The sequence below is a fragment of the Halorubrum kocurii JCM 14978 genome, assembly GCF_000337355.1.
In the GTDB taxonomy this organism is placed as follows: domain Archaea; phylum Halobacteriota; class Halobacteria; order Halobacteriales; family Haloferacaceae; genus Halorubrum; species Halorubrum kocurii.
Genome location: NZ_AOJH01000051.1, coordinates 1 through 13262 on the forward strand (window position 1 = coordinate 1; position 13262 = coordinate 13262).

The 13262-nt window shown below is 68.8% G+C and carries 20 protein-coding genes and 3 tRNA genes; 7 read left to right on the top strand and 16 right to left on the bottom strand.

The window, feature by feature from the left end; genetic code table 11:
• The 3 genes from C468_RS07545 to mvk form a co-directional block, all read right to left on the bottom strand.
• Window positions 1-439 (bottom strand): P-loop NTPase (locus C468_RS07545; RefSeq protein WP_008848297.1); only part of this gene is annotated, 439 nt, incomplete at its 3' end.
• Window positions 440-485: 46 nt separating this feature from the next.
• Window positions 486-1292, bottom strand: coding sequence for an isopentenyl phosphate kinase (locus tag C468_RS07550; RefSeq protein WP_008848298.1), 807 nt, complete (start codon window positions 1290-1292; stop codon window positions 486-488).
• Window positions 1289-2305 carry a mevalonate kinase gene (mvk, locus tag C468_RS07555; protein ID WP_008848299.1) on the bottom strand — a complete coding sequence of 339 codons (1017 nt, stop codon included), beginning with the start codon at window positions 2303-2305 and terminating at the stop codon, window positions 1289-1291. Before mvk ends, C468_RS07550 begins: the two co-directional genes overlap by 4 nt.
• A gap of 104 nt (window positions 2306-2409) precedes the next feature.
• On the opposite strand from mvk, the gene C468_RS07560 reads away from it, so the two are divergent.
• Together C468_RS07560 and C468_RS07565 are read left to right on the top strand one after the other, a co-directional pair.
• Window positions 2410-2961, top strand: coding sequence for a mechanosensitive ion channel domain-containing protein (locus tag C468_RS07560; RefSeq protein WP_008848300.1), 552 nt, complete (start codon window positions 2410-2412; stop codon window positions 2959-2961).
• A gap of 66 nt (window positions 2962-3027) precedes the next feature.
• Complete coding sequence (locus tag C468_RS07565; RefSeq protein WP_008848301.1) at window positions 3028-3375, top strand: DUF4870 domain-containing protein; 348 nt, start codon at window positions 3028-3030, stop codon at window positions 3373-3375.
• Between the two features lie 135 nt (window positions 3376-3510).
• Here the strand turns inward: C468_RS07565 and rpsB are convergent, their stop codons facing one another.
• The 13 genes from rpsB to C468_RS07630 all read right to left on the bottom strand — a co-directional run bounded on the left by rpsB (window position 3511) and on the right by C468_RS07630 (window position 9765).
• Window positions 3511-4332 (bottom strand): 30S ribosomal protein S2, encoded by an 822-nt coding sequence (gene rpsB, locus C468_RS07570; protein ID WP_008848302.1) that lies wholly within the window; start codon window positions 4330-4332, stop codon window positions 3511-3513.
• Window positions 4333-4348: 16 nt separating this feature from the next.
• Window positions 4349-5551, bottom strand: a complete 1203-nt coding sequence (gene eno, locus C468_RS07575; protein WP_008848303.1) for a phosphopyruvate hydratase — start codon at window positions 5549-5551, stop codon at window positions 4349-4351.
• Complete coding sequence (locus tag C468_RS07580; RefSeq protein WP_008848304.1) at window positions 5551-5730, bottom strand: DNA-directed RNA polymerase subunit K; 180 nt, start codon at window positions 5728-5730, stop codon at window positions 5551-5553. The genes eno and C468_RS07580 overlap by 1 nt, the downstream gene beginning before the upstream one ends.
• Before the next feature lie 3 nt (window positions 5731-5733).
• Complete coding sequence (locus tag C468_RS07585; RefSeq protein WP_006628058.1) at window positions 5734-5928, bottom strand: DNA-directed RNA polymerase subunit N; 195 nt, start codon at window positions 5926-5928, stop codon at window positions 5734-5736.
• Window positions 5929-5940: 12 nt separating this feature from the next.
• On the bottom strand, window positions 5941-6339 hold the full coding sequence (locus C468_RS07590; RefSeq protein WP_008848305.1) for a 30S ribosomal protein S9: 399 nt from the start codon (window positions 6337-6339) through the stop codon (window positions 5941-5943).
• Complete coding sequence (locus C468_RS07595; protein ID WP_008008423.1) at window positions 6333-6782, bottom strand: 50S ribosomal protein L13; 450 nt, start codon at window positions 6780-6782, stop codon at window positions 6333-6335. Before C468_RS07595 ends, C468_RS07590 begins: the two co-directional genes overlap by 7 nt.
• Entirely contained in the window at window positions 6779-7132 is a 354-nt protein-coding gene (locus tag C468_RS07600) for a 50S ribosomal protein L18e (RefSeq protein WP_008848306.1), read from the bottom strand. The genes C468_RS07595 and C468_RS07600 overlap by 4 nt, the downstream gene beginning before the upstream one ends.
• A 39-nt stretch (window positions 7133-7171) precedes the next feature.
• Window positions 7172-7256 (bottom strand) — tRNA-Leu (locus C468_RS07605).
• A gap of 167 nt (window positions 7257-7423) precedes the next feature.
• Window positions 7424-8176, bottom strand: a complete 753-nt coding sequence (locus C468_RS07610; RefSeq protein ID WP_008848307.1) for a DNA-directed RNA polymerase subunit D — start codon at window positions 8174-8176, stop codon at window positions 7424-7426.
• A gap of 1 nt (window position 8177) precedes the next feature.
• Entirely contained in the window at window positions 8178-8567 is a 390-nt protein-coding gene (locus tag C468_RS07615) for a 30S ribosomal protein S11 (RefSeq protein ID WP_004046448.1), read from the bottom strand.
• 6 nt (window positions 8568-8573) lie between these two features.
• A complete protein-coding gene (locus C468_RS07620) occupies window positions 8574-9101 on the bottom strand; it encodes a 30S ribosomal protein S4 (protein WP_008848308.1) in 528 nt (175 codons plus the stop codon).
• A complete protein-coding gene (locus C468_RS07625; protein ID WP_008848309.1) occupies window positions 9098-9622 on the bottom strand; it encodes a 30S ribosomal protein S13 in 525 nt (174 codons plus the stop codon). Before C468_RS07625 ends, C468_RS07620 begins: the two co-directional genes overlap by 4 nt.
• Before the next feature lie 57 nt (window positions 9623-9679).
• A tRNA-Ser gene (locus C468_RS07630) sits at window positions 9680-9765 on the bottom strand.
• Window positions 9766-10009: 244 nt separating this feature from the next.
• Here C468_RS07630 and C468_RS07635 point away from each other — a divergent pair.
• The 5 genes from C468_RS07635 (at window position 10010) to C468_RS07655 (ending at window position 13231) form a co-directional block, all read left to right on the top strand.
• Window positions 10010-11050, top strand: coding sequence for a zinc-binding dehydrogenase (locus tag C468_RS07635; RefSeq protein WP_008848310.1), 1041 nt, complete (start codon window positions 10010-10012; stop codon window positions 11048-11050).
• The gene (locus tag C468_RS07640; protein WP_008848311.1) at window positions 11040-11372 is read left to right on the top strand and encodes a hypothetical protein; all 333 of its coding nucleotides are present in this window, start codon (window positions 11040-11042) and stop codon (window positions 11370-11372) included. The genes C468_RS07635 and C468_RS07640 overlap by 11 nt, the downstream gene beginning before the upstream one ends.
• A gap of 112 nt (window positions 11373-11484) precedes the next feature.
• Entirely contained in the window at window positions 11485-12063 is a 579-nt protein-coding gene (cmk, locus tag C468_RS07645; protein WP_008848312.1) for a (d)CMP kinase, read from the top strand.
• Between the two features lie 29 nt (window positions 12064-12092).
• Window positions 12093-13085, top strand: coding sequence for an RNA-guided pseudouridylation complex pseudouridine synthase subunit Cbf5 (locus tag C468_RS07650; protein ID WP_008848313.1), 993 nt, complete (start codon window positions 12093-12095; stop codon window positions 13083-13085).
• A gap of 75 nt (window positions 13086-13160) precedes the next feature.
• A tRNA-Pro gene (locus tag C468_RS07655) sits at window positions 13161-13231 on the top strand.
• Window positions 13232-13262: the final 31 nt, after the last annotated feature.

Consider the following 13262-nt stretch of genomic DNA (forward strand, 5'->3'; position numbering starts at 1 on the left):
GGCGCTCTTCGGCCGAGACCATCCGCGGGACGTTCGGCCCGTACACGTCGGCGTCGAACAGCCCGACGCGAGCTCCCAGCTCCGAGAGTCCCGCCGCGACGTTGACGGCCATCGTCGACTTGCCGACGCCGCCCTTCCCGGAGGCGACCGCGATCACGTTCTTCACGCCCGGGAGCACCTGCTCGTCCGGCGCCAGCTCGTCCGGGATCGACGCCGACAGCGCCACGTCGTGCCCGGTGTCCGCGAGCGCCGCCCGCACGTCGTCGGCGATCGCCGACTCGTGCGGCGAGAAGGGGGCGCCGAGCGCGAGGGAGACGCGGACCTCGTCGGAGCCCTCGTCCACTTCGACATCGTTCACCAGCCCGAGCGAGACGATGTCGCCACCGAGGTCGGGGTCCTGCACGTCGGCGAGCCGCTCCCGCACGTCCGCTTCGTTCATGCCCGAAGGGACGGTCGTGGGTCGAATAAGGGTTCTGTCACCCGGCCTAGTCGATCCGCGTCCCGGCGTCCTCGCCGCGCAAGAACGGCGCCAGCCCCGCGGCGCCGAACACGTACGCGGGCGCGTCGAGCGCCAGCAGCTCCCGGACCTTCGCCGCCATCCCGCCCGACACGTCGGTCGCGTCGCTCGCGCCCAGCGCGTCGGCGACCGCCTCGAACGAGTCGATCGACGGGATCACGTCGCCGTCGCCGTCGAGGACGCCCGGCACCGTCGAGCAGACCCCGACCCGCCGCGCGCCGAGCCCGACCGCGAGCTCGACGACAAGCTCGTCCCCCGAGACGACGGTGATCCCGGAGCCGGTGGTCGCGACGCCGTCGCCGTGGAGCACGGGAACGAACCCCTCACCGAGCAGCGTCGCCGTCGAGGAGAGCGGCAGGTCGAGGGCGCCGTCGGGTCCTTCGGGGCGCGCCGACAGCGAGAGCGGGTGGACCGGCACGGCGGGCACGTCCCGCTCGTGGAGTCGGTCGAGCACCGCTCGGTTCAGCTCCGTCATCGCGCCGTGGATGTCCATCACCGCGTCCGCGTCACCGGTCCCCGCGGTCGTCGAGACGCCGTGCTCGCTGGCGTGGTGGTGGCCGAAGCTCCCGCCGCCGTGAACGACGACGAGCCGCTCGACCGCGCCGTCGGCGAGCGCGCCCGCGACTGCGTCGCAGGCCGCGGCGAGGGCGTCCTCGTCGAGCGTCTCCGGACGGTCTTTCTCGGTGATCAGGCTCCCGCCGAGCTTGAGCACGACGGGAGGGGCCCCGGAGCCCGACCCGACGTCGTCGCCGGAAGCGCCGCCGTCACCCGTCACGGCTCCACCACCCGGACGCCCTCCGTCGCGAGCTCAGCGCGGAACGACTCCTCGCACCCCTGCGTGAAGGAGAGCGCCGTCTCGGTCGCGTCGCTCGCGTCGAGCGCGACGATACAGCCGCCGCCGCCCGCGCCGGTGAGCTTCGCGCCGTGCGCGCCGGCGTCGCGGGCGGCCCACACCATCGCGTCGAGCGAGCGCGCGGAGACCCCGAGCGCCGAGAGGAGCCCGTGGTTGAAGTCCATCAGCTCACCCAGCTCCGCGAGCAGCGCCGGCGAGGGGTCGGTCCCCGGGTCGGCGTCGGCGAGCAGCGCCTCGCCGGTCCGGACCACGTCGCCGACCGACTCGATGGTGTCCGCGGCGAAGCGGTACTCCTCGCGAAGCTCCCCGACCCCGGCGACGAGCTCGCCGGTGTCGCCCGCGCCGCCGTCGAACCCGACGACGAACGGGAGGTTCGGCGTCTCGATCGGCTCGCAGTCGTCGCCCTCGACGCGGACCGCGCCCCCCATCGTGGAGCAGAACGTGTCGGCGCGCGAGGCCTGCCCGTCCTGGACCTCGTGTTCCGCGCGGTACGCGCGGTCGGCCAGCTCCCGGCGGTCGAGCGGCTCGCCGAGCGCGCGCGTCGCGGCGTCGATCCCCGCGACGACGACGGCCGCGGAGGAGCCGAGCCCGGCCCCGAGCGGGATGTCGCTCTCGACGGTGATGTCGAAGCCGGCGTCGGGGGCGTCCGCCGCGTCCCGGGCCTGCCTGACCGCGGCGTCGACGTAGCCCATCGCGGCCTCGACCAGCGGGGTCGGCACGTCCACGTCGGGGCGGTCGTCCGTCTCCCCGGAGTACTCCACCGTGAACCCGTCGAGAGAGAGGTCCTCGGCCTCGACGCGGACGTGGTCGTCCGACCGGGGCTCGGCGGTCACCGCGGCGCGTCGCTCGATCGCCGCCGGCACGGCGGGCTCGCCGTAGACGACGGCGTGTTCGCCGAAGAGGTACACCTTCCCCGGCGCTTCACAGACGGTCATACGAACTCCCTCTCCCCGCGCGCTTACAGGCGTTGCGCTTGCCGGGTCGGGCGACTCGTCGGCCGACCCTCACCTTTTCGGCGCCGGCCGCCGTCGCGTGTGCCATGACTCAGCTCCCGTCGCTGCTCGCGCGGTCTATCGCGGACTTCGTCGAGGGCGTCGCCGTCGCGATACCGCGGCTCCTCTCCGGGGCGGTCTTCCTCGCGCTGGCGTACGGGACGGTTCGGATCGCCCTCTCGCTGGTGCGGGCCTCGGTCCGTCGGGTGTACGTCGGCGACCGAGAGCTCGTTGGCGACCTCCTCGTCACGCTCGCGGCGATCTTCCTGTGGTTCGGCGTCGCGTTGACGTTCCTGAAGATCCTCGGCATGGGCGACGTGGCGGCGAGCCTGGGCACCGCGGTCGGCTTCATCGCGCTGGGCGTCTCCTACGCGCTCTCCGAGATGATCGAGGACACGGTGGCCGGCGTCTACCTCCTCCGTGACCCCGACTTCAACGTGGGGTACCGCGTCGAGGCGAAGGGCGTGTCCGGAACGGTCGCCGCGATCGAACTCCGGAAGACCCGTATCGATACGGACGACGGCGATCGGGTCGTCTTGGCGAACCGAGAGATCGAAGGGAAGTGGACGTACGAAGGCCCCGACGGCGGAACGGCGTGAACGGCTCGGGAGGTGCGCCTCGGAGCCTACCAAACACTTATTTAGTCGGGATGAAAGCGAACGAACATGTCTGACAGCACTGAGACCGGTGAGGCGACGGTCCCGGGAGACACGACCCTCGCGGCGTTGGCGCACGCCTCCGCGCTCGTCGCGTCCTTCTTCGGACCCATCCTCTTCCTGATACTCGCGGACGACGACGACGAGCTCGTTAAACAGAACGCCAAGAACGCGCTCAACTTCCAGATCGTCGTGTTCGTGGCGCTGGTGGTCTCCGGGCTGTTGACTGTCGTGCTCGTCGGGTTCCTCCTGCTTCCCATCGTCGGCGTGATAGACCTCGTGCTGGTCCTGATAGCGACGGTGAGGGCCAATGACGGCGAGGTGTACGCGTACCCGTACACGCCCGACATCATCTGATCGGTCGGCATCAGCGGTCGGACCCGGCGAGACCGGCCCCGCCGCTCTCGGAGCTTTTTGCAACGCGCGGTCGCTGCCGCTCGAACCGTCATCCCGTGCCGAGTACTGAAAAGTCGAACTCGACGTCGAAACGGCCTACAGCTCGTCCTCGAAGTCGTCGAGGGCGAAGACCGTGTCGGCGCCGCGGCGGTCGAGCGTCTCGTTGGCGAGGAGCCAGTAGACGACCGACAGCGCGCGTCGACCCTTGTTGTTCGTCGGGATGACGAGGTCGACGTTCGACAGCTGGTTGTTGGAGTCGCACATCGCGATCACCGGGATACCGACGGTGATGGCCTCCTTGACGGCCTGCGCGTCGCCGATGGGGTCAGTGACCACGACGACGTCCGGCTCGATGTAGCCGGCGTAGTCGGGGTTCGTCAGCGTGCCGGGAATGAAGCGGCCCGTGCGTGCGCGGGCGCCGATGGCGTCCGCGAACTTCTCGGCCGGGAACCGGCCGTACTGCCGCGAGGACGTGACGAGGATCTGCTCGGGGTTGTAGTTCGCGAGGAAGTCCGCGGCGGTGCGGATCCGCTGGTCGGTCAGGCTCACGTCGAGGACGTACAGGCCGTCGTCGCGAACGCGGTGGATGAACCGCTCCATGTCGGCCGTCTTCTGCTGCGTCCCGATGTGGACCCCGGCGGAGAGGTAGTCCTCGACGGGGATCAGTAGGTCGACGTCGTCGTCGGGCATGACGTCGTCGTCGAACGGGGAGGCGTCTTCCTCCTCGTCCGCGGCGTCGTCGCTTTCGGCGGATTCGGCGTCGGCGGGTGCTTCGGGTTCGGCGTCAGTGGACGCCCCCTCGGCAGCCGCGTCGGCGGTCGGTTCCTCGGTCGTGTCGGCCTCCTCCTCGACCGCCGCGTCGACCGCCTCGGTCTCCGCGTCGTCGTCGAGTTCGACCGCGTCGTTGTCTTCGCTCATGCGTGGTGTCGGCCCGTCATACCGCGTCGTCCGCGATGCGGACCAGTTCGTTCAGCTTGGCGGTTCGCTCGCCGCCGACTGTCCCGGTCTTGATGAACCCGGCGTCGGTCGCCACGGCGAGGTGTGCGATGGTGGTGTCCTCGGTCTCGCCCGAACGGTGGGAGATGATCGTCTCGTAACCGTTACGGGCGGCGAGTTCGACCGCGTCGAACGTGTCCGACAGCGTCCCGATCTGGTTCGGCTTGATCAGGATGCTGTTGGCCGCTCCCTTCTCGATGCCCTCCTGGAGCCGCTCGACGTTGGTGACGAACAGGTCGTCGCCGCAGATCAGCGTCCGGTCACCGACCCGGTCGGTCAGCTCCGCGAACGCCTCGTAATCGTTCTCGTCGAGCGGGTCCTCGACGTACGCGAGGTCGTACTCCTCGACGAGGTCGGCGACGTAGTCGACCTGCTCGCCCGTCGACTTCGTCTCGTCGCCGTACACGTACGCGCCCTCGTCGTCGTCGTACAGCTCCGCGGCGGCCATGTCGAGGCCGAAGCGGATCTCGAAGCCCACGTCGTCCTCGACGCGGTCGACCGCCTCGTCGACGACCTCGAACGCGTCGGCGTCCGAGATCGGGGGCGCCCACGCGCCCTCGTCGCCCTTCGCCGCGGGGACGCCGCGCTCGTCGAGCACGTCAGCGACCGCCGCGTGGACCGCGGCGTTCGCGAAGACGGCCTCGGAGACGCTCGGCGCGCCGACCGGCGCTGCCAGGAACTCCTGAATGTGGGTCGCCTCCTTGGCGTGCTCCCCGCCGCCGACGACGTTGCCGAGCGGAATCGGGAAGTTCTCGCCGCGGAACGCGCCACCGAGGTGCTGGTACAGCGGCGCACCGAGCACGTCGGCGGCGGCCTTCGCGGCCGCCATCGAGATCGCGACCGCGCTGTTGGCGCCGATCGCGGAGAAGTCGTCCGTCCCGTCGGCGGCGCGAAGCGCGCTGTCGACGGCACGCTGGTCGCCCGCGTACACGCCTTCGAGGCGGGGGACCGCGTGTTCGCGGGCCGCCGCGATGGACTCGTTCGCGGGGAGTTCGATCGCCTCGTACTCGCCCGTGGACGCCCCGCTGGGCGCCGCCCCGCGGCCGAAGCCGCCGGACTCGGTGAGCACGTCGGCCTCGACGGTGGGGTTTCCGCGCGAGTCGAGCACGCGCCGCAGCGAAATGCTGGTGATTCGTGTCATTAGTTGGATTCCCTCCGGACGGTGAACGGAAGCGCACCCGCGTCGTACTCCTCGGCGGCGACGAGGATGGGCTCCGTCTGGTCCGTCTCGATCAGCACGGGTGCCCCGTAGGACACCTGCAGCGCTCGCGCGCCGAGAATTCGTGCCTTCTCGTATCGATTGTATCGCTGTTCTGGCATGGTTTACTGGTACGGCGAGACGACGTCGACGAGGTCGCGGTGGCTGACCAGCATTCGGCGGCAGCAGTGCCGGTCGACGCCGAGGTCGTCGAGCACTTCGCCCGGGTCCTCGTCGCCCTCGCGGGCGCGCTCCTTGAACTCTTCCCAGTGTTCACCCACGACGTTGCCGCACGTGAAACACCGGACGGGGATCATCATGATTGGATCACCTCAGCGGTAGGACTTCTGGTAGCGGGCACGCGCGCCGGGTCCGCCCCACTTCTTGGGTTCGGACTGGCGCACGTCGTTGACCAGCAGCGTGCGGTCGAAGCTCATGTACGCGTCGCGCAGCTCGGCGTCGCCGAGGTGCTGGACGAGGCCGCGCGCGATGGCGGTCCGCGTCGCGTCGGCCTGGCCGCTGAAACCGCCGCCCTCGACGTTGACCTCGATGTCGACGTCGGCGCGGAGCTCCTCGCCGGCGATGCGGAACGGCTCCAGCATCTTGAGCCGTGCCTGCTCCGGTTCGACCAGCTCGACTGGCTGGGAGTTGATGCGAACGCGACCCTCGCCGTCGCGCACGGTGGCGCGGGCGACGGCCGTCTTCTTCTTGCCTGAGGTGTTAGTTACCATGTGACGTTGGCTCCCAGAGACTCGGAGATGTCCCCGAGCGTCGTGAATTTGATGTTCGAGAGGCGGTCGAGCGAGGTGCCGTCGAGGACGACGCTCTCGACGTCCTCGTCGCGCTCGTAGGGGTTCCCGACGTACACGCGCACGTTCGAGAACGCCTCGCGGCCGTCCTCCGTCTTGTACGGAAGCATGCCGCGGATGGCACGCTTGAAGATCCGGTCGGGGCGCTTGGGGTAGTACGGCCCGCTGTCGGAGCCGAGCTCCGCGCGGGTGTGGTACGTCTCCATCGTCGCCTCCTCGTTACCGGTGATGACCGCGCGCTCGGCGTTGACGACAGCGACCGTTTCGCCGTCGAGGACGCGCTGGGCGACCTTCGACGAGACGCGACCGAGGATGCAGTCTCGGGCGTCGACGACGACGTCCGCGTCGATCTTCGCGAGACTCATCGGATCACCCGGACGTTGCTCCCTTCGGGATTCTGTTCGATGAACTGTTCGAGCGACACCGCTTCGCCGGCCTGATCGATCTTCGTACGGGCGGTGCCCGAGAAGTCGACGGCGGCGACGGTGACGTTCTTTTCGAGCACACCGCTGCCCAGCACCTTGCCGGGGACGACGACCGTCTCGTCTTCCTGAGCGTACCGTTCGATGCGGCCCAGGTTGACCTCAGCGTGCGTGCGCCGTGGCTTCTCCAGTCGGTCGGCGACGTCCTGCCACACGTTGGCACCGGAGTCGCGCGAGACCGACTTCAGATCGGCGATGAGGTTCTGTAGTTTCGGATTCGTCTTGCTACTCATAGCTGTCCCTCCTGAAATGGAGAGTTAGTGAAAACGGAGTGCAGGGAGCAGGATTTGAACCTGCGGACCTCTACAGGACAGCGCCCTGAACGCTGCGCCGTTGGCCTGACTTGGCTATCCCTGCGTGCACTCCTGCGTAATCCGGCTCCCTTCAAACCACTTTCGGTCCCGTCGTCGGACCGGTCCGACTCGGGTCCGCCGCGCTCCGACGCGGCGTCGGAGCGAATCGCGGCGCCGCGGCTTCGTGCAGGGGCGAGCGCCGTATCTGCGGTTTGAAGGTCCGTCATTACGTTAGACTGCGACTTTCGTCTGTAGTTCGTCCGCGCGCTCCTCGATGGAGTCGATCGCGCGGAGCAGCAGTTCCTCGACGCTGAACGAGCCGTCTGTTTCGATGTGGAACACGAACGCGCCGGGGACGTCCTCGATGCTGACCTCCTTCCCGGGGAACCGTTTCGAGAGGTCGTTGTCGAACTCGTCGGTGAGTTCGATCTCCCCGTCGGGGGTCTCGATGACCCCGCGGAGGATCCGCGGCTCGTCGTCGTCGAACTCGCCGAGGTCGCCCTCGACCGAGACGCGCTGGAGGTGGCGATACCCGACGGAGACGCCGCCCTGGTGTTTGGCGTGCTCCTTACCGGTGTCGAGCACCGCGTCGGCCTCGAACTCCAGCCGCTGTCCCTCCTTCAGTTCGATGATCGGCACGTTGTCGTCCGCGACTTCGACGAGCGGATCGCTGCTCTCGATGTCGCCGGAGTACGCCGTCGCCGGTCCTTCCACGTCGAGCGCGAGGGTGACCTCGTCGCCGACCTCGAAGTCGTCGAGCGGCGTCTTCAGGGGAATGAGCCCCAGCCGAAGCCCGATCATCTCGTCGAACATGACGGAGGAGTTCTCGACGAACCGGACGGTGTCGATCGAGAACGTCGGGACGTCGGCGATCATCGCGCGGCGGATGCCGTTGGCGAACGCCGGCGTGAGCCCGCGGATCAGCACCCGCGCGCTGCGTTCGTCCCGTTCGACGTACTGGACGTCGAAGTCGTCTTCCGTCATGTCAGACTCGCTTGTTCTTGGGCGCCTTCGTCCCGTCGTGCGGGATCGGCGTGACGTCCTCGATCCGGCCGATCTCGACGCCCGCACGCGAAAGCGCGCGGATCGTCGCCTGCGCACCGGGACCGGTGGACTTGTTGAGGTTGCCGCCCGGGCCGCGCACGCGAACGTGCACGCCCTCCAGGCCGGCGTCCTTGACGCGCTCGGCGACGACCTCCGCCATCTGCATGGCGGCGTACGGCGACGCCTCGTCGCGGTTCTGCTTCACCACGGTGCCGCCGGACGACTTGGCGATCGTCTCGGCGCCCGTCTCGTCGGTGACCGTGATGAGCGTGTTGTTGAACGACGCGTACACGTGGGCGATGCCCCACTTTCCGTCCTCGGATTCACTCATGGTTGGTTACTCCTGTGACTCCGCGCGCTCGGGGTGGAGATCGTCCGCGAGCGGGCTGTTCTCATCGAAGGCGATGGCGCCCTCGTCGTCCACGTCGACCTTCACCGACGGGCGCGTGACGCGTGCGCCGTCGACGGTGATGTGGCCGTGAACGATGAACTGTCGGGCCTGCTGGGTCGAGGACGCGAACCCCTGCCGGTAGGCGACCGTCTGGAGACGGCGCTCGAGCAGGTCGGTCACGTCCAGCGAGAGGACCGCAGAGATGTCGTCGTTGTCGCCGAGGATGCCGATGCGGCGGAGCCGCGTAACGAACTCCGCGCCGGCCTCCTGTGCGGCGTCGACGTCGCCCTGGGCCTCGCCGAGCAGGCGACGGGCCTCGCGTCGCATGCTACGCAGCTCGGACTGCGCGCGCCAGAACTCCTCTTTGTTCTTCAGACCGTACCGCGAGAGGAGATCGGACTCCTCGGCGATGCGCTCGCCCTGGTACGGGTGGTTCGGCGTCTCGTAGCCCTTGGTGTTCTTGCCGGTGCTCATTCTTCGTCACCCGCCGCTTCGTCTTCCGCCATCTCCTCGCGGATCTCCTCGACGTTGACCCCGATGGTCCCCTCCGAGCGACCCGTGGACTTCGTGCGCTGGCCGCGTACCTTCTGGCCGCGCTTGTGGCGAACGCCCTTGTACGATTCGATGATCTTCATCCGGTTGATGTCGTGGCGACGCTTCTCGCTGACGTCGGTGCCGACGAGGTGCGTCGTCTCTCCGGAGTAGAAGTCGTTCTGTCTGTTCGTCATCCACGACGGGACGTGGTCTTCGAGGTTCTCTGCGATGTCGACCACCGCGTCGATGTCACCCTCGTCGAGGAGCCCGAACGTGGCGTTCTTGTCCACGTCGGCCTTCTCGGCGACCAGCCGCGCCGTGCGCGTGCCGATGCCGTCGAGTTCGGACAGGCTTCGCTCGACCGTCTTCGTCCCGTCGAGGTCAGCGCCCCCGATCCGGACGAAGTACTGGAGGTCTTCCTCCTCCTCCGGCGAGTCGTCCTGTGATTCTTCCGTGCTCATGTGTTGGTTGTGGTGAGTCCTACCGGCGCGAATCCGGCGGTACTCGGTCCGTTCGAGCGTTGCGGCGGGGATTCGAACCCCGGAGGCAGTGACGCCACAGAGTTAGCAACCCTGCGCCTTGGGCCAGGCTTGGCTACCGCAACTCGCGTCGTATCATCGCCCTGTCGGACTCGGGACCCGGTGCCCCTGCAGTTCGTGCATCCGTATGGTCCCCCTTTCAGTACTTAAACATCACGAAAGCCCCCCGGACTGTTGCGTCCGATTCGCACGGGTGAGAGGCCTTGGCACGGGAGAACGCGTCTCCGCCGGGAGCGGGAGCGAGGGATCCCCGCGGCCCGAGCTTCCGTTTGCCATACCGTTTAGTGGGTGCCGCGGATGGGTCCGCGTATGAAGGCTGTTCAGTTCGACGCCCACGGCGACCGCGACGTGATCGAGTACGGCGAGTTCCCGGACCCGGACCCCGACCGCGGGGAGGTCCTCGTCGACGTCAAGGCGGGCGCGCTGAATCACCTCGACATCTGGACGCGGCGCGGAATGCCCGGGATCGACCTCGAGATGCCGCACATCCCCGGCAGCGACGCGGCCGGCGTCGTCGAGGCGGTCGGCGAGGGCGTCACGCGCTTCGAGCCCGGCGACCGCGTCGCGGTGAGCGCCGGCGTCTCCTGCGGCGAGTGCGAGTTCTGCCGACACGGCGAGGAGTCGCTCTGCCCCTCCTTCCACATCATCGGCGAGCACGTCCGCGGCGTCCACGCCGAGCGCGCGGCCGTGCCGGCCGAGAACCTCGTTCCGGTCCCTGCGGGCGTCGACTGGGAGGTCGCCGGCTCCGCCTCGCTCGTCTTCCAGACCGCCTGGCGGATGCTCCAGACCCGCGCCGACATCGAGGCCGGCGAGAAGGTGCTCGTCTTAGGCGCTTCCGGCGGCGTCGGCCACGCCGCGGTGCAGATCGCCGACCACGCGGGCTGTGAGGTGTTCGCGACCGCCTCCACCGAGGAGAAGCTCTCGCACGCCGAGGCGTGCGGCGCGGACCACGTCATCGACTACGAGGCGAACGACTTCGCCGAGGAGATCTCCGAACTGACCGGGCGACGCGGCGTCGACGTCGTTGTCGACCACATTGGCGAGGCCACCTACCCCGACTCGCTGAAGTCGATGGCGAAGGGCGGTCGCCTCGTCACCTGCGGCGCGACCACCGGTCCGAACCCCGACGCCGGGCTCAACCGGATCTTCTGGAACCAGCTGTCCGTCATCGGCTCGACGATGGCGACGCCCGGCGAGGTCGACGACGTGCTGGAGCTCGTCTGGGACGGCACCTTCGAGCCGCACATTCGGGACACGCTGCCGATGAGCGAGGCCGCGCGCGCCCACGAGATGATCGAGAACCGTGAGGGCTTTGGCAAAGTGGTCGTAAAACCCGACAGTGAGCTCTGAAACCGACGGCAACGCGCGCGAGAGCACGGACGGCGGCTACGTCCACGTGCCGGGCGAAGACGGCGGGAGCGACGGTACCGACCCGGCCGCCTCGGAGCGCGAGCCCGAAGCCGACGGCTTCGGCCGGAAGGGGTGGGCCCTGACAGCGGTGTTGTTCACCTGCATCCTCGTCATCCCCGGGATCATCTACGTGTACCCGTATGCGGCGGGGGCGCTCGGGTTCTCGTTTTTCGCGACGTACCTCGCCTTACCGCTCATCCCGGCCGTCCTGCTCGGTGCGGTGGCGGTCTGGTCGATGACCGGAGCCGTGCGGGATCAATAAGACTGCACCGCGTTCGACGACTGCACCGCGTTCGGCGGCCCCTCCTTGACTCGCGCTCCCCGCCCGCGCGCCGAACGACAACCGTTTTGAACGGCACCCGCGCAGTAGCGATATGTTGATCACCGTCTCCGGCCCGCCGGGAAGCGGGAAGAGCACGAACGCCGCGGGGCTCGCCGATCGGCTCGGCCTCGATCACGTCTCCGGCGGCGACATCTTCCGCGAGATGGCGGCCGAACGCGACATGACGCCCGTCGAGTTCAACGAGTTCGCGGAGGAGGACCCCCAGATCGACCGGGACCTCGACCGCCGGCTGCACGATATCGCCACGACCCGCGACGATCTCGTGTTGGAGTCGCGGCTCGCCGGCTGGCTCTCGGCGGACCACGCCGACTTTCGGTTCTGGTTCGACGCCCCCGTGTCGATCCGCGCCGAGCGTATCGCCGACCGCGAGGCGAAGCACGTCGACCGCGCGAAGGCAGAGACCGAGCGCCGCGAGGCCTCCGAGAAGAAGCGCTACCGCGAGTACTACGACATCGACATCGACGACCTCTCGATCTACGACGCCGCGTACAACACCGCCCGCTGGGGGCCCGATCGGTTCATCGACGTCCTCGTCGCGACTATCGACGCGTACGACCCTGCGACCGACGAGGGGAAGGCGCCGATCGAGGGCGTGAGCTACGACTTCTGACCGCCGACCCGACGCGCTTCACTCCCCGCATGACCCGACACTTCGACGACGCCGACTCCGGCGACGCCGCCGACCGCAGCGACGAGGACCCCCTTCGATCACCCCCGGGCGAGCGCTCAGTCCCGGAGCTGCTCCGGTTCGGCGTCGTCAACGTCGACAAGCCCGCGGGCCCCTCCTCTCACCAGCTCTCCGCGTGGGTCCGCGACGCGGTCAACGAGACGCTGGCGACGCTGGATCCCGACGGTCCGCAGATCGCCGGAGTCGCCCACGCTGGAACGCTCGATCCCAAGGTCACGGGCTGTCTCCCGACACTGACCGGCGACGCGACGCGGGCCGCACAGGTCTTCCTCGAGGGCGGCAAGGAGTACGTCTCGGTGCTGGAGCTGCACGGGTCGCCGCCCGCGGACTTCCGCGACGTGGTTGCCGAGTTCGAGGCGGAGATCTACCAGAAGCCGCCGCGAAAGAGCGCGGTGACCCGCCGGCTCAGGACCCGCACCATCCACGCCCTCGACGTGCTGGAGGTCGACGACCGGCAGGCGCTCCTCCGGATCCGATGCGAGTCCGGGACGTACGTCCGAAAGCTGTGTCACGACATCGGTCTCGCGACCGGCGTCGGCGCGCACATGGGCCACCTCCGCCGCACCGCAACCGACCCGTTCGACGACCGCGACCTGCACCCGTTACAGGACCTCGTCGACGCGCTCGCGTGGGCCGAAGAGGGCGACGAGTCGCTCCTCCGCGAGGTCGTTCGCCCCGCCGAGGACGCGTTCGTCCACCTTCCGTCGGTGACGATCGCGCCCTCCGCCGCGCGCAACGTGGCCACCGGCGCACCCGTCTACGCGCCTGGCGTCATCGACGCGGACTCGGCGGCGGAAACCGGGGTAGGAGACGACGGGAGCGACGACCCCCCGCTCGTCGCCTGTCACACCCCCGACGACGCCGCGGTCTGTCTCGGGCGACTGGTCGGCGATCCCGACGCCGAGTCCGGGGTCGTCGTCTCGCTGGAGCGCGTCCTCGTCTGAGGCCGCCGCGGTCCGCGGGCGAGGAGTGAAACGAAGTCCTTAATTACCGGACTATCGTTTTTTCGAGTGCAGACAGGGACCGTGGGGTAGTGGTATCCTATGCGGATGGGGTCCGTATGACCTGAGTTCGACTCTCAGCGGTCCCATAAATATTCTGACTGGTTCTCATCAGTGACG